Origin of the sequence: Acinetobacter sp. YH01007 (genome assembly GCF_013420425.1) — a bacterium.
GTDB lineage: Bacteria > Pseudomonadota > Gammaproteobacteria > Pseudomonadales > Moraxellaceae > Acinetobacter > Acinetobacter towneri.
Genome location: NZ_VOYC01000015.1, coordinates 1 through 19,841, shown reverse-complemented (window position 1 = coordinate 19,841; position 19,841 = coordinate 1). Strand labels below are relative to the sequence as shown.

General features: G+C 39.6%; 20 protein-coding genes, 1 tRNA gene and 1 pseudogene. 10 read left to right on the top strand and 12 right to left on the bottom strand.

The annotated features are described in order from the left end of the window. Window positions 1–72: 72 nt before the first annotated feature. Both FTT74_RS08890 and map read right to left on the bottom strand, forming a co-directional pair. A complete protein-coding gene (locus FTT74_RS08890) occupies window positions 73–1,125 on the bottom strand; it encodes an OmpW family protein (RefSeq protein ID WP_004972784.1) in 1,053 nt (350 codons plus the stop codon). A gap of 341 nt (window positions 1,126–1,466) precedes the next feature. Next, window positions 1,467–2,294 (bottom strand): type I methionyl aminopeptidase, encoded by an 828-nt coding sequence (map, locus tag FTT74_RS08885; protein WP_004972787.1) that lies wholly within the window; start codon window positions 2,292–2,294, stop codon window positions 1,467–1,469. Between the two features lie 208 nt (window positions 2,295–2,502). Here map and rpsB point away from each other — a divergent pair, with 208 nt between their 5' ends. The 3 genes from rpsB (at window position 2,503) to FTT74_RS08870 (ending at window position 4,982) form a co-directional block, all read left to right on the top strand. Further along, window positions 2,503–3,249, top strand: a complete 747-nt coding sequence (gene rpsB / locus FTT74_RS08880; RefSeq protein ID WP_004972791.1) for a 30S ribosomal protein S2 — start codon at window positions 2,503–2,505, stop codon at window positions 3,247–3,249. A gap of 143 nt (window positions 3,250–3,392) precedes the next feature. Continuing rightward, window positions 3,393–4,268, top strand: coding sequence for a translation elongation factor Ts (gene tsf / locus FTT74_RS08875; protein WP_004972793.1), 876 nt, complete (start codon window positions 3,393–3,395; stop codon window positions 4,266–4,268). Between the two features lie 192 nt (window positions 4,269–4,460). Next, window positions 4,461–4,982, top strand: coding sequence for a DUF3465 domain-containing protein (locus tag FTT74_RS08870; protein ID WP_004972795.1), 522 nt, complete (start codon window positions 4,461–4,463; stop codon window positions 4,980–4,982). 34 nt (window positions 4,983–5,016) lie between these two features. Here the strand turns inward: FTT74_RS08870 and FTT74_RS08865 are convergent, their stop codons facing one another. The 7 genes from FTT74_RS08865 to FTT74_RS08835 form a co-directional block, all read right to left on the bottom strand. Further along, window positions 5,017–5,472, bottom strand: a complete 456-nt coding sequence (locus tag FTT74_RS08865) for a DUF962 domain-containing protein (RefSeq protein ID WP_004972797.1) — start codon at window positions 5,470–5,472, stop codon at window positions 5,017–5,019. 231 nt (window positions 5,473–5,703) lie between these two features. Beyond that, window positions 5,704–6,312 (bottom strand): septal ring lytic transglycosylase RlpA family protein, encoded by a 609-nt coding sequence (locus FTT74_RS08860; RefSeq protein WP_179988938.1) that lies wholly within the window; start codon window positions 6,310–6,312, stop codon window positions 5,704–5,706. A gap of 294 nt (window positions 6,313–6,606) precedes the next feature. Beyond that, window positions 6,607–7,608 carry a lytic murein transglycosylase B gene (mltB, locus tag FTT74_RS08855; protein WP_096902392.1) on the bottom strand — a complete coding sequence of 334 codons (1,002 nt, stop codon included), beginning with the start codon at window positions 7,606–7,608 and terminating at the stop codon, window positions 6,607–6,609. Window positions 7,609–7,977: 369 nt separating this feature from the next. After that, window positions 7,978–8,628 carry a hypothetical protein gene (locus FTT74_RS08850; protein ID WP_070152374.1) on the bottom strand — a complete coding sequence of 217 codons (651 nt, stop codon included), beginning with the start codon at window positions 8,626–8,628 and terminating at the stop codon, window positions 7,978–7,980. Between the two features lie 18 nt (window positions 8,629–8,646). Beyond that, the gene (gene queF / locus FTT74_RS08845; protein WP_154320518.1) at window positions 8,647–9,462 is read right to left on the bottom strand and encodes an NADPH-dependent 7-cyano-7-deazaguanine reductase QueF; all 816 of its coding nucleotides are present in this window, start codon (window positions 9,460–9,462) and stop codon (window positions 8,647–8,649) included. Continuing rightward, entirely contained in the window at window positions 9,462–10,235 is a 774-nt protein-coding gene (locus FTT74_RS08840; RefSeq protein ID WP_096902393.1) for an ABC transporter permease, read from the bottom strand. Before FTT74_RS08840 ends, queF begins: the two co-directional genes overlap by 1 nt. Continuing rightward, window positions 10,232–11,167 carry an ABC transporter ATP-binding protein gene (locus FTT74_RS08835; protein ID WP_179988939.1) on the bottom strand — a complete coding sequence of 312 codons (936 nt, stop codon included), beginning with the start codon at window positions 11,165–11,167 and terminating at the stop codon, window positions 10,232–10,234. The genes FTT74_RS08840 and FTT74_RS08835 overlap by 4 nt, the downstream gene beginning before the upstream one ends. A gap of 179 nt (window positions 11,168–11,346) precedes the next feature. Here FTT74_RS08835 and FTT74_RS08830 point away from each other — a divergent pair. From FTT74_RS08830 to FTT74_RS08820, 3 genes are all read left to right on the top strand, one after another. Continuing rightward, window positions 11,347–11,422 (top strand) — tRNA-Arg (locus tag FTT74_RS08830). A gap of 156 nt (window positions 11,423–11,578) precedes the next feature. Beyond that, on the top strand, window positions 11,579–11,776 hold the full coding sequence (locus FTT74_RS08825) for a hypothetical protein (protein ID WP_004972905.1): 198 nt from the start codon (window positions 11,579–11,581) through the stop codon (window positions 11,774–11,776). A 532-nt stretch (window positions 11,777–12,308) separates the two neighbouring features. Next, window positions 12,309–12,527, top strand: coding sequence for a hypothetical protein (locus tag FTT74_RS08820; protein WP_004972907.1), 219 nt, complete (start codon window positions 12,309–12,311; stop codon window positions 12,525–12,527). Between the two features lie 114 nt (window positions 12,528–12,641). On the opposite strand, the gene FTT74_RS08815 is transcribed toward FTT74_RS08820, so the two are convergent. From FTT74_RS08815 to FTT74_RS08805, 3 genes are all read right to left on the bottom strand, one after another. Continuing rightward, on the bottom strand, window positions 12,642–13,010 hold the full coding sequence (locus FTT74_RS08815) for a hypothetical protein (RefSeq protein WP_004972910.1): 369 nt from the start codon (window positions 13,008–13,010) through the stop codon (window positions 12,642–12,644). A 217-nt stretch (window positions 13,011–13,227) separates the two neighbouring features. After that, a complete protein-coding gene (locus FTT74_RS08810) occupies window positions 13,228–13,944 on the bottom strand; it encodes a hypothetical protein (protein WP_179988940.1) in 717 nt (238 codons plus the stop codon). 109 nt (window positions 13,945–14,053) lie between these two features. Next, window positions 14,054–14,752 carry an exonuclease domain-containing protein gene (locus tag FTT74_RS08805; protein WP_026438378.1) on the bottom strand — a complete coding sequence of 233 codons (699 nt, stop codon included), beginning with the start codon at window positions 14,750–14,752 and terminating at the stop codon, window positions 14,054–14,056. Between the two features lie 251 nt (window positions 14,753–15,003). Here FTT74_RS08805 and FTT74_RS08800 point away from each other — a divergent pair, with 251 nt between their 5' ends. From FTT74_RS08800 to rnk, 4 genes and pseudogenes are all read left to right on the top strand, one after another. After that, the gene (locus tag FTT74_RS08800; RefSeq protein WP_179988941.1) at window positions 15,004–16,266 is read left to right on the top strand and encodes an alpha/beta fold hydrolase; all 1,263 of its coding nucleotides are present in this window, start codon (window positions 15,004–15,006) and stop codon (window positions 16,264–16,266) included. A gap of 102 nt (window positions 16,267–16,368) precedes the next feature. Then, window positions 16,369–17,591 (top strand): annotated as a pseudogene (locus tag FTT74_RS08795) (IS256 family transposase). A gap of 188 nt (window positions 17,592–17,779) precedes the next feature. Further along, complete coding sequence (gene glyA / locus FTT74_RS08790; RefSeq protein WP_019836649.1) at window positions 17,780–19,033, top strand: serine hydroxymethyltransferase; 1,254 nt, start codon at window positions 17,780–17,782, stop codon at window positions 19,031–19,033. A gap of 163 nt (window positions 19,034–19,196) precedes the next feature. Beyond that, window positions 19,197–19,601, top strand: a complete 405-nt coding sequence (gene rnk / locus FTT74_RS08785) for a nucleoside diphosphate kinase regulator (protein WP_004972920.1) — start codon at window positions 19,197–19,199, stop codon at window positions 19,599–19,601. Window positions 19,602–19,841: the final 240 nt, after the last annotated feature.

Below are 19,841 nucleotides of genomic sequence, written 5' to 3'. Positions count from 1 at the left end.
ATAGTGTAAGAAAAAATAAGACGACCGTAGCCGTCTTAAATTTAGTTGAAAGTGGAAAAGTAAAATTAGAGATTAAAAGCGCATCCCAAAGCCAGCGTATGCAATGATCGGATTCACTTCAATATCTGCTTTAGAGTGAATCAATTCACCATGTTTGGCATCGGTCACCGTAATGGTGGTTTCATTTTTAAGGTGTGCATAAGATAGTGAACCAACTGCAAACCATTTTTCATTAAAGTCATAGGTAAAACCTACGGTGGCAACAGGTGCAAACGCATCGGTGGCATCTAACTCAACTTTTGGGTTGGCTGAACTTGGTTTGCCTTCTAAAGATGCGCCTGATTTTCCTTCTTTAATATTGGCAATCATGTGACCTGAAGCAATTAAGTCCTGCTCAGTACGTGGATTAATTTCTAACTCATTGAAATAGGCATACATCAAACCGACGCCAACATAGGGGCGGAACTTATTTACGCCTGTTTTGCCAAAGTGATATTGAAACTCAAATGCAGGTGTCCATGCTCGGGCAGAAGCAGCAGGGCCATGTGCTGCTAAATCGGTAATGAAAATATCGTTTTGTAATTCTAGCTCACCCAACGCACCGCCTAATGGACGTGCAATTGCGGAGAAAGGTGCATAAATTTTCCCTTTGCCTTGCAAATCAACTTTAGGTGGAATGCCGCCTTTGACTTCAAAGGAAATATTATCAGTAAAGAAATAGTTGCTGATAATACCCAGTGTGGTGACATCATCTGCTTCTAAACCTGTGCCGGGATTATCCCATTGCTCCAAACCTGAAATTGTGGCTTGTCCACTCATGTTGGCAGGCACGGTAGGCAGCAAATTTAATGCTCCGCTTAATAATATGGGTGGCTCAAAACCGTCACGTAAATTATCTTTTACAGTTTGCGATTGAACCTCACCGACATCCGCTGTGTAGCCATTGTGGATGGCTGTATTGACCCGAAAAGGTTGTGCTTTACCTTGTGGCATAACGTGCAGCGCACCTACCGAAACAGAAAAGCGTTTAAAACCATCACCATCTTTTAAACTAAAATAAGGTGAGTTGGCATAACTGATGACTGGCAAACTACTCAGTGCCAAACAGCATAGTGTTTTTTTCATTGTGGAACTCCATGTCCAATTTTGCTTGTTGTTATTTACGGCATTGTTATGCAAGGCATTATGAAATGGACTGGAAAAATAAAACTGTTGTTTTTACAAGATATTTTTTTAAACTTTTGTGAATAACTGGAAAAGTGTGCAGGTGTTTTGTTAAATCCAAAACTGTTGAATACGTGAAAATGCTTGTTTTATTGGATGGCTTTAAAGTTCTATTGGTTTGAAATAAAAAGATTTTATAGAAATTGTATGCGTTGAAATTAATAAAAAAGACCAGTCGGAACTGATCTTTTTGACATACGGGTTAAATTTTTAGCCAATGACAGATTTTGGCTGCAAACACGTTATGCAGTAAAGCGTGATAAATCTTCATCAGGGCGGGCAGTTAGCACTTCCAAGCCATCTTTGGTGACCAAAATGGTGTGTTCAAACTGTGCCGATAATTTGTGGTCTTTGGTCACCACTGTCCATTTATCGCCAAGTAATTTGGTTTGCCATACGCCTGCATTGACCATTGGTTCAATGGTAAAAGTCATACCTTCTTCTAAAATCATGCCTGTGTTGGCTTGACCATAGTGCAATACTTGTGGCTCATCGTGGAAGGTCGTCCCAATACCATGACCGCAATATTCACGCACGACACTAAAGCGTTCAGATTCAACATATTTTTGAATCGCATGACCAATATCACCAATGGTTGAACCGGGTTTAACGGTTGCCATACCGCGATACATCGCTTCTTGGGCAACTTTGCATAAACGATTGGCTAAAATGGAAGTTTCACCACCCACGATATACATCATATTGGTATCGCCGTGGAAACCATCTTTAATGACTGTGACATCAATATTTAAAATATCGCCTTTCTTCAGCACTTTACTTTCTGACGGAATACCGTGACAAACCACATGGTTAACCGATGTGCAAATGGTGTGTTGGAATGCTGGACGACCCGGAGCAGCACCATAACCTAAGCAGGCAGGAATAGCTTGTTGTTGATTGACAATATAGTCATGGCAAATCGTATCCAGTTCGAGCGTAGTAACGCCTGGTTTAACGTGTGCTTTGATCATCTCCAAAACTTCTGCCGCCAGTCGTCCTGCCACGCGCATTTTTTCAATATCTTCTGCGGTTTTGATGAGTCGACGAGGTGCTTGATAAGTTGTGTTCATGATCTTTAAAAACTTTTGGAAATTTGTGTGTGACTATGGTATAAATAGCCGCCCATTTTATCAAATGCTTTTTATGAATATGTTTCAAAGAGCTTGGTAAAAGGGAAATTAAAAATCCGCACATATATCGTCACATTACTCTGGGTGCCCTTTGGGGTGGAGAATGCGGATATATGGAGGCCTAACCCAAACATTTAAGGTAAAGAAAATGGCAGATTACAACGTAAGCATGCGCGACCTTCTTCAAGCTGGCGCACACTTTGGTCACCAAACACGTTTCTGGAACCCAAAGATGCGTCAATACATCTTTGGTGCGCGTAACAAAATTCACATCATCAACCTTGAACACACTGTTCCTGCGTTAAATGATGCTTTGAACTTTGCAAACCAATTGGCTAGCAAAAAGAACAAAGTTTTGTTCGTTGGTACAAAACGTGCTGCTTCTGCAATCATCCGTGAACAAGCTCAACGCGCTGGTCAACCGTATGTAGATCACCGTTGGTTAGGTGGTATGTTGACGAACTGGAAAACACTTCGCCAATCTATCAGCCGTTTAAAAGATCTTCAAGTTCAGTCTACTGACGGTACTTTTGCTAAGCTTACTAAACGTGAAGCTTTAGAGCGTAGCCGTGAAATGGAAAAACTTGAGCGCGCTTTAGGCGGTGTGAAAAACATGGGTGGTTTACCTGACGCATTATTCGTAATTGACGTTGATCACGAAGCAATTGCAATTAAAGAAGCTAAAAACTTAGGTATTCCTGTAATCGGTATCGTAGATACAAACTCTAACCCAGACAACGTAGACTACGTTATTCCGGGTAACGACGATGCGATCCGTGCAGTAACACTTTACGCTTCTTCAATGGCTGATGCGATCATTGCTGGTAAAGAATACGCTCAAACTCAAGCCAATGCTCAAGCAAAAGGCGAAGAAGCTCCTGCTTCTGAGGCTTAATGCGTTTTGACGTAAGCTTGTCATTTTTGCGACATGCGATGGTGGCAAAGTAAGCGTCATGTATGCAGACGGCCCAAGAGACACCCTCTGGGCCGTTTCTGTTAAAAAAAGAATTCATTTTCTACCGATTTTAGGAGATAAACATGACTGCAGTTACAGCAAGCATGGTTAAAGAATTGCGTGATCGTACTGGTCTAGCAATGATGGAATGTAAAAAAGCATTAACAGAAGCGGGCGGTGACATCGAATTAGCGATTGACAACCTTCGTAAATCTGGTCAAGCAAAAGCTGCTAAAAAAGCAGGTAACATTGCTGCTGACGGTGCAATCACAATCGTTCAAGAAGGCAACAAAGCGATTCTTTTAGAAGTAAACTGTCAAACTGACTTCGTTGCAAAAGACGAAAACTTTGCTGGTTTCTCTGCGAAAGTTGCTGCTGCTGCTCTTGCTGCAAACGAAACTGATGCTGCTAAAATTGCTGAACTTAAACTTGAAGATGGCGCAACTGTTGAAGAAACACGTGTTGCACTTGTTCAAAAAATTGGTGAAAACATCCAAGTTCGTCGTGCACAAATCGTTGAAGGTGAAAACCTTGCTGTGTACAAGCACGGTTTAAAAATCGGTGTTGTTGTTTCTTACACAGGTGATGCTGCGACTGGTAAAGGTATTGCAATGCACGTTGCTGCATTCAACCCAGTTGCTGTTACTGCTGAACAAGTTCCTGCTGATCTTATCGCTAAAGAGAAAGAAATTGCAGAAGCGAAAGCAGTTGAATCTGGTAAGCCTGCAAACATCGTAGAGAAGATGGTAACTGGTTCAGTTGAAAAATACTTGAACGAAGTTGCGCTTGATCGTCAAATGTACGTAATTGACAACGAGAAGAAAGTTGCTGAAGTATTAAAAGCAACTGGTACAACTGTTGCTCAATTCGTTCGTTTCGAAGTAGGTGAAGGTATTGAGAAAAAAGCAGAAATGAGCTTCGCTGAAGAAGTTGCTGCTGCTCAAGCTGCTGCAAAATAATTTTTACTTAAGGTAAAATATTTTGTAAGGAAAGCCCCAATTTATTTTGGGGCTTTTTTGTGAATATAGATTTTGGCAATATGCAATCGTGGCATAAATATTGAGATGAAGATTAAAGATATTAATTTTAAATCAGTATGTTACGAATAATTGACTTAATCGTATAGGGTGGAATCAGAACAAGAAGGTTATATGGCAAATAAAAAGAATTTAAGCATCGGCGCAATTATTGTAGTGCTAATTGCTGCATTTTTTGGCATAGATTTACAGCAGTTTCAGTCTGAAACATCAAATGCACCATCTACAAGTACTGCTCGCACATCGCAAACTGAAAAAGAGCAGTTAGACGTACAGCGAGATGCGCTGCAAGATGATGCTCAGGGTGTTCAGCTGATTGAACGTGCGTTTGAGCGCAAACAGAGCGATTTACAAGTCCGTGCGAGTGGGCAGGTCATTGCAGTGTTAGCGGATGACAACGAAGGCTCACGTCATCAAAAATTTATTTTAAAACTGAATAATGGGCAAACTGTATTGGTTGCACATAATATTGATCTTGCACCACGAATTACCAATATTGCAAAAGGTGATACTGTTGAGTTTTTTGGTGAATATGAATACTCAGATAAGGGTGGGGTGATTCACTGGACGCATCATGATCCAGCAAACAAACACGTGGGCGGATGGTTAAAACATCAAGGAAGAACCTATCAATAACGGTTCTTCCGATAACGAAAATAGGATATAGCGTTTAAATGCTCATAATGCTGTTTTTACGACGTGTTTTCCAAGAGGGTAGGATTTTACCTAAATAGGCATCCATGCACCAAATTGGGCCAATGAGAAGGAATTGGAGGTCTTTGAAGAATGAAGGCTTTTTCCCTTCAACTTTGTGACCATAAAACTGCCCAATCCACGCCAAAACAAAAATTGCGATATAAAAACCCATTCCAACAGGCAAAACATAAATCAGCCATGCCATTACCAGCATTAATGCTGCCATTGCAACTGCAAGAACCAAGTCTAAACGTGCATAAAAAATAAAACTGAGCACCAGAAGTAATGTTGTTAGTAAAGCGCTGAAATGCGCCAAGATGCCGACAATCGAAAAAAAGATCGTAGGTACGCACACCCAGTGAATTAATTTATTGGTTTTATTTTGATGGCTCTCGCTGTATTCATCTAGCCACTCGCTTACTGTCTTCATGTGCTATTCCTGTAGACCGATCATCCGTTGTTATTGTTTGACTGTCTAAAATATAACTGAGAACAGTGAGGCGGTCAAAACAGTATTCATATTTTCAAAATGAAGTGGCAACAAAATTTGTGTGGATCATCTTTGTGCAGACATGCATGGGATGACTGTAAATCTTACAGGCATTAAAAAAGCCACATTGCTGTGGCTTTCAAGTCAAATGTGAAGTCGTGTAAGCGAATCTTAAGAGTTTGGACCGTCAATACGCTCAATGCTTACTTTGGCAGTACCTGCATTGGTGATGCCCAATTGTTTTGCAGCGCCATAAGAAAGATCGAGTACACGGTTGCCATGGAATGGACCACGGTCATTTACTTTAACTACAACGCTTTTACCATTGTTTTTATTGGTTACGCGAATATAGCAGTTTAGCGGCAGGCTACGGTGTGCAGCAGTCATTGCGTTCATGTCGAACGTTTCACCGCTTGCAGTTTTACGACCGTGGAATTGACGACCGTACCAAGATGCCATACCTGTTTGGCTAAATTTACGTACAGTGTTCGATGCCACTGTATTTAACTTTTCAATCACTGAAGGCTCTTCAGCAGGAATTTCAATTTTCGCTGCAATCGTTTGACGACGGATTTGGTCGCCTGAACGTTCGGTGATTGAAAGGCTATTCAAATTTGAGAAATGTGAATTAAAACTTTGTGCTTCTTTGTTGAGTACACGCGCAGCTAGGCTAGATGACTCATTATCATTGTTGAATGATGATTGCACCATTTCAGCTTGCGACTGACTTAGGGCAACAGCTACAGAAAGTGCAAGTAAGTATTTAAGTGAACTATGCATGGTTTGAACTCCTGAAGACAGAATTTTTAACTTATTTCGCTCTTAACTGATTGAAATAGTGGTAATCCTGTCTGTAATTTCACTTTTTCGACTACATTTGACGACATGGATAATATTCATCCCTCACTAAAGGTGTCTAGTCTTTATACGAAAATAATGACAAAAAGTACCAAAAACCAACTCTATTTGATTAAAAAATAATCAATATTGTAACATTATATGTAAAAAGTTTGTTTTGTGATCAAATTGTCAAAAATATTTCTTGACTTTTTGGTTTTATATTTAAATTTGTACTTAGCGACTCGCAATTTCAGTGCCCAATAACCACAGTGCAGTCGCATACATACGGCTACGGTTATAAGTCGTAATCACCTGAAAATTTGGGTAGGTTATATAGTAGATATGACCATAATTTTCTTGTAATTGAATGACATTGACCAAGTCGAGGTCATCTATTTGCACAATTGGATTCATTGGCATCACGCCTTGCGATTTTAAAACCCCATAAGGTGTTGGCAGGGTCAAATCTTTGGCAATGACACTGTCAGGATTGTTGCCTGTATATCGTGCAGCAAATGCAATGGGTTGATTGCGCTGCCAGCCATGTTGTGCCAAGTAGTTTGCAATGGAGCCAATGGCATCGACTGCCGAGTTGCGTAGATCAATATGTCCGTTGCCGTCATAATCGACCCCAAATTTTGGAATATTGCTAGGCATAAACTGCGGATAACCAACAGCACCTGCATAAGAACCAACAATTGAAGAAGTTGGCACACCATCTTTATATGACCATGCGATCAGTGCTGCGAGTTCATCTTTAAAGTATTCCGCGCGACGTTCATAACCAAAGCCTAAGGTGGCAAGGGCATCACGGGTTACAAAAGAGCCCTTATTGCTTCCAAAACCTGTTTCTACACCCAGAATCCCTAAAATAATGGATTGCGGTACACCAAATTGCTGTTCAGCACGATTGAGCGTGTCTGCATATTGTTGTTTAAAGCGCACACCGCGCTGAATAGTGCTTTCTGCAAGGAAATTGGTTTTATAGTCGTACCAAGGCTTACTTTCGCCTGGGCGGTTCATGATGTTGATGATATTGGGTAAGTTTTTAGAGCCTTCCATCGCCCAATCGACTTGTGCTGCACTCAAGCCATAGGTCTGCATGGTTTTTTGTTTAAAACTGGCATAAGACGGATGATTTTGGAAATCATTGGCCTGACAAAAACTGGTGATAGAAAATGCACCAATGAGTAAAGAAAGACGTTTTAGTTTGTTATAAAAATCAAGTTTGAACATATTGAGGAAAATTCCAAATTGATGATTTACACAACTTATTTATATGCAGTAAATAAGTTGCTACTTATATATGAAGAATAAGCCGCTATTGGGGCCAAACTGCGAAAGCGAAGTAAGCGGCTAAGATAGCATTCATGCGTGACTGGTTTGCAAAAACTTATACAAAAATAGACAAAGAATGTGTAAAAAGCGCGCAGGATTTGTAACAAAATTCAATCTAGGTGCAAAAAGTTATTCTTGATTGTGCAAAAGTTGCAGACATATCCTGATATTGCATTGCATATAAAAATGCCTGATCAAAATCAGGCATTTTGCACTTAACATGCAACAAAAGGGCTTAAAACGCATTATGAGTTAAACCCACTGATATTAATGATGGAATAAGGTGTCGTGATATTCCGCTAAAACCAAGAGTTCCTCTTTGGTTAAATTTGGGATGATTTTATCCACCGCAATATGGACAGCTTTAATTACCGCTGCTGCGCCAATATCTGCTGCTTTACGCTTAATCATGCCCAAATCGAGGGTTTTGTTAAAGTCGCTCATAAAGTGGCGTACCGTCGCTTCTGCAAACTGTTTATATAGTTCGGTTAAAGCAGCTTTGTTCACTTCATTGCCTGCTTGAATTTCGGCATAGTTGTGTTTCAGGTTGGTCACTAAACTTGCATCGAGCGTTTCACCTACACGTGCATTGCCTGCTGCATCTTTAAAGCTACTGCGCTCAGAAAATTCAATCGATTGTTTCACGACATCATTTGGCGCTTTGCTTAATAATTGTTTTAGGAGTACTGCAACGGTAGATTTGACATAGCCCGCAAGTTTTTCGGCAGTGTCGCGTTTATCGCTGGCAGGAAAACGACGTACCAACTCGGTTAAAATGGCATCAATGATTTCTTCATTAATCATTAATGCGGTTTTGTCGCGCAGTGGGTACAGCGGCTCACTTGAATTTTTTTTCTGTTGTGCAGTTTCAATCGTATTTAATAATTCTGCAGATGGAATGAATCCAAAAAATGGCATTGTTCAACCTCAATGTTGTTATTGTCGCGCTAAACGAATAGGGCGAGGCATCCATGTTAAGTCCGATACACGGCAAGGGTTAATGTCTAAACCACCACGACGTGTATAGGTTGCATATACCATCAGTTTTTCTGGTGCGAATTTTTGCCAGATGTCTGCAAACATCTGTTCCACACATTGTTCATGGAAACCATTATGCTGACGATAAGAAATAATATAAGCCAAAATACTGCGATAACAAGGTTTTTTGCCTTGATAACGGATAAAAACCGTGCCCCAGTCAGGTTGTCCTGTGACAGGACAATTGCTGCGTAATAAATGTGAGAAAAGTTGTACCTCTATATCTTCCGCTTGTTCTAAATCGAATTGCAATAAACTTGGGTCAGGATGCTGCTCTAAACGCTCAGGCGTGAGCTGATCAATACAAATACCTTCAGGCTGGCTAATCGCTAAATCATCGACCTGAAATAAAGTTAGCGTAACAGGTGCTTGCGCAGCAGCCGTTAAATCATGCTCAACAGTTTCAATGAAATTGGCTTCAGACTGAAAGCGGGTAAAGTTCATACTATTAAAGTAGAGCTTTAATGATTTTGATTCGATCAGGTTAGGCGATGAAGCAGGTAGTGTAATCCGACCAATCGCAACTTGCGGAATGCCTGCGGCATTCAACCACGAAATTTCAAAAACGTGCCACCAGTCTTGCCCCAGTTGAATTCCCTCAACATCTGCATATTTTTCACGTGCAGCAGCACGTGAAATAGGGAATAAAATATCGGGTTGATATTCTGTAGGATAATTGGTGTCTTTACCAAGGAGAGATTGTTCAACACTCATTATTCACGCATTCCTGAACCACGAGAAAGTAAATGATAGGCAATACCATAAAGCACTGCGCAGCATAGTGTAATCACAGATAATGAAATCGTCACGTTGACATCACTATGTCCTAAAATGCCGTAACGGAAAGCATTAACCATATACACCACAGGGTTAATTAAAGAGAGATTTTGCCAAAAAGGGCTTAAGGCACTAATGGCATAGAATACACCACCTAAATAAGTCAGTGGAGTCAGTACAAAAGTTGGAATAATAGAAATATCATCAAATGATTTGGCATAAACAGCATTAATAAAACCGCCTAATGAAAATAAAAAGGACGTAATTAATACGGTATAAATGGTAACAAACCAATTGGTAATATAAAGGTCGGTAAAGAATAGACTCATGGTGGTGACAATAATACCGACCAATACGCCACGACTAACACCACCCAAAACATAGCCCCATAAAATGGCATGCAAAGGTACAGGGCTCATGATTAGTTCTTCAATGCTTTTCTGGAATTTTGCACTAAAAAAACTTGAAGATACGTTGGCATAGCTGTTGGTAATGACTGCCATCATAATTAAGCCGGGCACAATAAATTGCATATAGCTAAAGCCGCCCATTTCACCAATACGCGAACCGACCAAATTACCAAAAATCACAAAGTACAAACTCATGGTGATGGCTGGCGGGAGCAAGGTTTGAGGCCATATGCGCATAAAACGACGAACTTCTTTATGCACTAAGGTATAGAGTGCAATCCGTAGTTGGGTAAAATTCATTGCGCAGCTCCATCTAAATTTTTTTCGACCATTTTGACAAATAACTCTTCTAGACGGTTGGACTTATTACGCATACTGCGCACGCGAATGCCTTGTGCTTCTAAAAGTTGGAATAAATCATTTAAGGTGTGAGCTTTATCCATAGTGACTTCTAGGGTCACTGCATCAATTAAGTTGAAACGTACACCAATAATATCTAAATGAATGGGTTGAATCGGTTCAGCTAAATCGAAAATAAAAGATTCTTCACTTAACTGGTTTAAGAAGTTTTTCATGGAAGTGTCTTCTTTAATCACACCACGATCAATAATCGCGATACGACGACACAACATTTCCGCTTCTTCTAAATAGTGGGTAGTGAGAATGATTGAAGTGCCTTTATCATTCATTTCTGTCAAGAAATCCCACATTGAACGGCGCAGCTCAATATCTACACCTGCAGTCGGTTCATCTAAAATAAGCAGTTTCGGTTCGTGCATCATGGCACGTGCAATCATTAAACGACGCTTCATACCGCCAGACAGCATACGCGCTTGAGTGGCACGTTTATCCCACAAACCCAGTTTTTCTAAATATTCTTCGGCACGTTGTTCGGCAACTTTTTTAGGAATACCGTAATAGCCTGCTTGTGTGACCAAAATGTCAAACGTCTTTTCAAACTGACCAAAGTTAAATTCTTGCGGCACAACCCCTAAGCATTGCTTGGCTTGAGATGGATGTGTATCCAAATTGTGCCCAAAAATTTCTACTGTACCTGCCGTTTTTTTGGTGAGAGAACTGATGATGCTAATGGTTGTAGATTTACCTGCACCATTGGGTCCAAGTAGGGCATAAAACTCGCCTTCAGGAACGGTCAAATTAATTCCTTTCAGTGCTTGGAAACCATTTCGATAGGTCTTTGACACGTCCCTTAACGTCAATGCATCAGTCATGAAATTCTCACTTGAGGAATAGAGCCACTATTGTGAGCGATCTGCGCCAATAAACCAAGTAAGTTAGATGGAATTCTATGTTGCAAGTTTGGAACATTGTTTAAAGCATAAGCATAAAAATACGTAACTTATATATAGTTGCTTTACCTTCAGCAATTTTTTGTTATGATGTGCAGCGCGCGCTCATAGCTCAACTGGATAGAGTACAGGTCTCCGAAGCCTGTGGCGTGGGTTCGAGTCCCGCTGAGCGCACCAAATTAGTATATAAGCATTGAACTGTAATATAAAAAATAGTTGAAAAGTATATAAAAAATTAAGATAAACATTCGATCTTATTTGCCATAGCCTGATCACGTTTTTCAGCATATAAAACTCACATATTTTAAAACTGAAAAATCTGAGGGCAGCTTCGTGGGCTATATCGTTAAACTCATTCCAGAAAACTTATATTTTGTTCCGCATGATAATGAAATTGGTACCACGGAATTTCGCAGTAAAGCCGTCGCAGAAGGTTTGTTCTACGATTATGCTGAAGCAACAGCAATGGTAAAGCTATACAATAAAGATATGCTGCAAGATGTTGATTATGAAATTGAGTTAATTGAATAATCGTCGACTTCTTATTATTTGAAAGTATCGCCAAGTTATGCAGAAGCTAATCGCAAAGCTGGAGCTTTTAACCGCATAAAATTATGCCGTAACTGAAAATTAAATCAATTGAAATTTTGCTGTGTGAATGTGTTGAAATGTAGTGGGCTATTGCAGCAAAAAATAAGTTTCACTATATTAAAACTACAGTAGGTCATTCAATGTAATAGACGCTACGATGCAGTTGGACGGATCAATGACAGCTCGTTGAGTTTGTAACTCTTGTTCAAACAATAAAATCAGCACTAGCCTTCCAACATAAAAAAACTCGCAGCAATGCGAGTTTTTTCTGTGCTAGAATGAAAAACAAGCAAATTTACTGTGGTTTTGTAAGTTGTAAATAAAATTTTAAAAAATATGTGTTTGAATTTATTAGATAATTTAAATTTAGTTTAAAAAAATACTACATTGTCAAACAATCTAACAACTCACTTTTTTAAAAAATTTATAAGCTATGGTATAAAAAATTTCCGTCAAGAAAAAGGGAACAACAATGACGCAAATCATCGATATTAAAGTTAAAGACCAGTTTAGCCATATTTACGAAGCAAAAGCATTGCTACGTAATATCCCAGAAACTTCATTGGCAGCGGGTTTGGCACTATTTCACAAAATTGAACACATTATTGTGGAAGGTGAAGTGATTTTACCAAGCATCGAACTTTTGTTTGAAAGTCGCGAGTCTGATAGTATTTTCCGTGTGTTGGAGTAAATATTTGTGAGACTACTTTATTTTTAGAAAAGCTCATTTCGATGAGCTTTTTTGTGCGCAGGATTTTTAAAGCACACGTAAATAAAGTGCTCATTAAGTGTAAAACATATCGCTTTAAACCGTCTGATCTTCTACAAGTTGGATATTTACATCGTATTTATCAAACTCTTGAATAATTTTTTGAATGACCGCTTGCCCAATGTCATCATCGGGTTGAAAACTCAACTCTTGATTGGTTTGACTATCAAAACATTCAATTTGCAAGATTTGCCAGAGCTGGGCATCTGTACTTTGTTGAATCACTATGCGTCGCGGTTGTAAATGTGCTGAAATTTGACGCGGCAACACATTGGTAATCGCTAACTGTATTTGGCTTTCCTGATCTTTTGGGCTTAAAAAGGTAATCACCCAATTGCCAACTTTACTGAGTTGCATTGGATTGTCATAAGCATCAAACGCTAAAAAAAATGCATAATTCATCATAACCCTGTGCCTCAACAATTCTAGAAAATACTATATCGCTGATTTTTATCAGTCGGGGCTATGCCGCTAAAGTCTTAGCTTTTATAGGAATAATGAATCTAAGGTTTATATGTGTTTTTAAGGTGTTGAAAAGTAATAAAAATAAATTAATCCATATGTCCCTGAGCATGGTTTTAATTGTTAAAAAGACTTAAAACTAAGTAAAAAAATCTAAGCTTTAAGTCGGATTAAGCTTTTGCAGAGAGTGGTTGATTTGCTGCAAAATCTGATTGAGTGCTTTCGGTGGTAAACGAGTTTCTTGCAAAGAGGTAATCCATTGCATTTGGCAGAGTTTTAAGCTGCGAATATCCTGAGCTTGTAAAATTCGCTGAATCAGTTGTTTTGCCATTAATCCACAATGACGCTGCAAAGTATCCATCATGAGAAATTTTACATCTTCAAAACTCAAAGCGGTAATTTCAGGCTGTATTTCTGCTTGGGGTTCAGGTTGTTCAGCGGGCTGTTCTGTATTGATGGCAGCTGCAACACGTGCTTCTAAATATGCAGGAACTGAATTTACTTGAAGATGTTGGGTGTGGATTGGTTCTGCCAAACTTTCAGCATGCGCTTGCGGGGTGCTGCTTGCAAGTTGGCTATGAATTTCTGTGTGTAAAGTGGTAGATGATGGCTCTTGCTCTTGTTGCAGCAGAATGTTAGCCGTTTGCTCTTGGTGTTGCAAAGTGTCTTGCTCAAGCGCAGCAGGGGCAATCAGGTGCATATCTAATAGCTGTTCAATCAATTCAGGTGGTGCAAGACGTTGCTTGAACTGATCTCCGAGTAAATCAAAATCTTCAGTACCAATCAGTACCAATAAACGACGTTGACGTGCATTTAAATCACGTGTGCGCTGTTGTAATGCATCTAGACCGAGTTGAGTTTTTTGATAATTAAACATGAGCCTTAATTTATTTCCCCAATAAATTAAGGCAAAGCATAGACTTTGAAAATTACAATAATATGAATAATTTATGACAGGTAAATGCAATAAGATTCACTTGAAACATTTATAAAGTCAAAATACTGGTATTTTCGAGCGCCTTGCGTAAGTAAGGATCTAAATCTTCTTGTCTTAATAACCATTGCACATAATCGGCAGGAAGGTCAGCAATTGCCGTACCACGATGTTTACCAAAATTGATAATTTGTGGAATACGTGCTTCTTCTGAGGCAGTGTAGAGTTCTTCAATACTTTGAATTTGTAATTGATGAACTTCGTGCATCAAAATATTGGCCGTTAAAATAATATCCATATCGGCACGATGCGCTTTTTTAATCATATCACGCGCTTTTTCGCTGCCTTTGGTAATCATATAAATTAAAGCTGAAATATTGTGTGCTTCAGCATTCGGCCATACACGACGTGCAAGTGCTAAAGTGCAAATGGCTTTAATTTTAGAAGTATCCACACCACATTTTTCTAAAGCGCGAATATCGTAATCAATATTATGCCCAATAATATAGGTGGTTTCGGCAGGTAATTCGAAACTACTGTAATGCGGTTGATCAATTAAATCTGATTCTAAAATATGATGTACCGCCATCGCTGCGAATGAAATTGGCTCATCGACTTGATATAACTGATCGAAAATTTGACTTTTATCTAGACTGATTTTGCCATCTTGAATTTGAATGGGGGCGTAGGCAATCTCAATGGGTTGTCCATTTAAAGTATGGGTTTCAGTGTCGAGAATAATTGCCTGCATGTCCTGATTCGCTTGCGTCATTCAATAAAAATGCAATCTAACATTAGCCGCTGCGTATGACAAATTGAATTGAAATTTAATAGGCACTTGTATATGTGATCAATTTACTGATTTTTACCGTAAGTGTTTAATTTTAAATAAAATACACTTGCATATTAATTGTTGAAATCTTGCCTGATACGATAAAAAAGCGTACAAATAAAGATTGCGAAGGATGCAATTAATAAGAATATGAAGACAAGGGTAAGCAAATGAAAAAAATATGGTTAAGTGTGGCTTTAGCCAGCAGCAGTTTGTTTTTAACTGCGTGTAATGATGATCATGACGATACGAGTGTTGTGGTTATTGAGGATGGCATTCCGAAATATAATTTTAGTGCCCCTGTCGTGAAAACAGAGCCTTATTTAGATCAGGGTGCCAATGCGAATAATGTTTTAGATACAGTAAGTGCCTCTAAAACATTGATGACTTATAAAATGTTAGGGGTAAATGGACAGGAAACTCAGGCAACTGCACTTGTTTTTACCCCTCAAACAGTTAAGCCTGCGGGCGGATGGCCACTTGTAGTTTGGGCGCATGGCACAACAGGAGTGGCAGATGCGTGTGCGCCGAGCCGTCAAGGTCTAAATGGAAATGAGTATTTCATTGCTAAACTATTGGCTGCAGGTTATGCCGTTGTTGCACCTGACTATGAAGGTTTAGGTGAACCGAGCGGTAAAGAATTACATCCATTTTTAAACTTAAAAAGTGAAGCTTATTCGATTACAGATGCAGTTGTCGCTGCAAGCAAGCTTTTGGGTAATACTGCAGAAACGCGATGGAGTGTAGTTGGACATTCACAGGGTGGACATGCGGCTTTAGGTGCAGCACAGTATGCATCGCGTGCGCAGTTAAATTATAAGGGTGCCATAGCTATCGCACCTGCATCAAATTTAGCGTTGGTATTGGCGGGTGGTGAACAAAAAGCAACTCAAGAGCCAGATGTAATAAAGAAAGTACAGACACTTGTGCCATTAGATACGTTTACTGCTCTAATTGCTGCGGGACTAAGAAATACTGCTCCAACCTTGCAATATTCTGAAATATTTGTATCACCAACAGATCAACTTGCTGCTCAGGCAGAGTCTATCTGTTATGAAACATTAGGTGGGAGTATGGCTCAGTCAATGCTAACGCATGTAAAGACGTATGGAACATTGGATGGTTATCCACGTACTCAACCAAATTTCATGACGACCATCCCTGAAGTTAAAGATTTCTTAACCCATGGTTCACAGCCATTAAAAGTGAAAATCAGCACGCCTATATTTATTTATCAAGGAACAGCAGATCCAACTGTACCGAAACAAGTCACGGATTACTTGGTTCAGTCAGCTCAAGGGATGGGAACTAAAATTCATTACGTCACTGATCATGATTTACCTGCAGAGCAAAAATGGGATCATGGTTCGGTGTATGTGAATAATATGGATGAGATTGTTAAAGATGTGCAATCGTTAATGCCTATTCAATAAGTCATTGAATTACGATAAAGATTGATTTGGAGACTGTAAATAAAACTGTGTAAACGCTTAAACTATCCCTCAACGCTGTTGGGGGCAACACAGGTGTTTACCATGAAAGATGAAGCAATGCTGGCATTGGCAAAAGAATTTGCCAAGAACTTAAAAACAGAAGCTGACCTGAATAATTTCAGTAAAGCTCTAAAGAAACTCACCGTTGAAACTGCACTCAATGCTGAACTGACTGAACATTTAGGCTATGAGAAGAATAGTCCTCGTATAGGCAAAAATACACGTAATGGCTATACAACCAAACGGCTATTTACTGATGATGGTGAATTTGAACTAGACACGCCTAGAGATCGTGATGGCACTTTTGAGCCCCAGCTGATCAAGAAGATGAGAAGCAGCGCTTCGCAAGGCGTATCACACAAATGGATAGCCAAATCCTATCCCTATACGCCAAAGGCATGACGACACGAGATATTGTTGCCACATTCAAGGAAATGTACGATGCGGACGTCTCCCCAACGCTTATTTCCAAAGTGACGGATGCAGTTAAAGAACAAGTAATAGAATGGCAAAATCGACCATTGGATGCCCTTTATCCTATTGTCTATATGGATTGTATCGTGGTGAAAGTGCGTCAAGATAGTACGATTATTAACAAAGCGGTGTATCTAGCATTAGGTGTCAATACAGACGGACAGAAAGACTTATTAGGTATGTGGATGTCAGAAAACGAAGGTTCTAAATTTTGGCTCTCAGTCCTTACAGAACTGAAAAATCGTGGTTTAAAGGATATTCTGATTGCCTGCGTAGATGGACTGAAGGGCTTTCCTGATGCAATCAATACAATTTACCCTGATACGCATATTCAGTTGTGTATCATCCACATGGTACGCAACAACCTTAAATATGTGAGTTGGAAAGACTACAAAGCTGTCACAGCCGATTTAAAAAAGATATATCAAGCTGTTACAGAAGACGCAGCCTTACAGGCTTTAGATGAATTTGGACAAAAATGGGATGAGAAGTATCCTCAAATCAGCAAGTCATGGCTTGCCAACTGGTCGAATCTCAACACGTTCTTCGCTTACTCTATGGATATTCGCAAAGCGATTTACACGACGAATGCGATTGAATCATTGAACAGCGTTATCCGCCATGCAACCAAGAAAAGAAAAATCTTCCCAACTGATGATTCCGTGAAAAAGGTGGTATATTTAGCAATTATGGCAGCAAGCAAAAAATGGACGATGCCTATTCAGAATTGGAAAGCTGCTATGAATCGCTTTAGTATCATGTTTGAAGAGCGTGTAACCAAGTATTTTTAAAACTGTATTTACACAGAATTATTTACACCCTCTTGATTTGACCTGAAATAGCTCGTGTTTTATCTGAAGCATGAGCTATTTTTATGTAAAACTGAGCAAAGTTCATTCTATCAGTTCACAAACTTTATGCTACAATACGCGCCAATCTTAGCACGGCTTAAAAGCCCTAAATTAATAGGACCTCGCTAATGTTTGCCAATATTTCTATTGCCGAATTTGATCCAGAATTAGCTCAAGCGATCACCAATGAAGATGCGCGCCAAGAAGCTCATATTGAGTTAATTGCTTCTGAAAACTACTGCTCACCTGCAGTAATGGAAGCTCAAGGTTCAAAACTTACCAATAAATATGCAGAAGGCTACCCAGGCAAACGCTACTACGGCGGTTGCGAATACGTAGATATTATTGAACAACTGGCGATTGACCGTGCTAAAGAACTCTTTGGTGCAGATTATGCTAACGTTCAACCACACGCTGGTTCACAAGCAAACTCTGCAGTTTACTTAGCTTTACTTAACCCAGGCGACACTGTGTTAGGTATGAGCTTGGCACATGGTGGTCACTTGACTCATGGTGCAAAAGTAAGCTTCTCAGGTAAAACATATAACGCTATCCAATATGGTTTAAACCCAGAAACTGGCGAAATTGATTACGAAGAAGTTGAGCGTTTAGCGCTTGAACACAAACCACGCATGATTGTTGCGGGTTTCTCTGCGTATAGCCAAATTGTAGATTGGCAGCGTTTCCGCGACATCGCAGACAAAGTTGGTGCTTATTTATTTGTAGATATGGCACACGTAGCAGGTCTAGTGGCTGCTGGTGTATATCCGAACCCTGTGCAAATTGCTGACGTAACGACTACTACTACACACAAAACATTGCGTGGTCCACGTTCTGGTCTAATTCTTGCGAAAGCAAACGAAGAGATCGAGAAAAAATTACAATCTGCTGTGTTCCCTGGTAACCAAGGTGGTCCATTGGTACACGCAGTTGCAGCAAAAGCAATTTGTTTTAAAGAAGCAATGGCGCCTGAATACAAAGCGTATCAACAACAAGTTGTTAAAAATGCGCAAGCGATGGCTGAAGTTCTTATTGAACGTGGTTATGATGTAGTATCTGGTGGTACGAAAAACCACTTGTTCTTGCTTTCTTTAATCAAGCAAGATATTACAGGTAAAGATGCAGATGCATGGTTAGGTGCTGCGCACATTACTGTAAACAAAAACTCTGTACCGAACGATCCACGTTCTCCATTTGTAACTTCTGGTATCCGTATCGGTACTCCAGCGGTAACTACACGTGGTTTTGGTGAAGCAGAAGTACGTGATCTTGCAGGTTGGATTGCAGACATTCTTGACAGCAAAGGTGACGAAGCTGTAATTAATACTGTAAAAGCAAAAGTTGAAGCTGTTTGCGCGAAATTCCCAGTTTACGCAAAATAAGCACAGCCTTGAGAAAAGCCCCTCAAGGGGGCTTTTTTTATGGATGTAAAAAATTGATTTTTCGTTCAATAAGCTGAATTTCTGTTATAACTTAAGCGTATTGAATATGATTGTAGGCAAGCTGATGATGACAGTATTGTCGGAATGACAGGAATAAAAGTAAATGATTAGACCAAAGATTATTATTTCAGAACAAGATTTGCACCGTTTGGAAACGATGCTTGAGCATCAACCTAAATTGACGCCAACGATGCAACATCTAGAAGATGAATTGGCACGTGCTGAAGTGGTTGCGCCACAAGATGTACCGAATAATGTGGTGAGCATGAATGCCCGCGCATTGATTACCATTGCACCTGCAAAAGAACCGACTGAAATTACCTTGGTTTATCCGCATGACTTTAAAGGTGAGAAAGGGCAGGTGAATGTGGTTGCACCTGTCGGGACTGCCATTTTAGGTTTAGCTGAAGGTCAGGAAATTGAATGGCCACAGCCCGATGGTCATATGATGAAAGTCAAAATTGAGAAGATTTTGTATCAGCCAGAGCGTGAAGGCGATTATTTATAATCTGTTTATCATCCTGCGTTAGGAACATTGAAAGCCATGTTGATCATGGCTTTTTTATCAAATGGAGCGTAAAACTCTGTCCTTCAGGTCAGAGATATAAGCGACACGACATAAAGTGTCGTTTGATTTAACTAAGGACTATTTTCCTTGAGTTTTGATTGTTAATATAAGTACATGAAAACCCTTAAATTACGTATAAAAGACAAACATTGCAAGGTGTTAGACCAACTAGCATCAGAA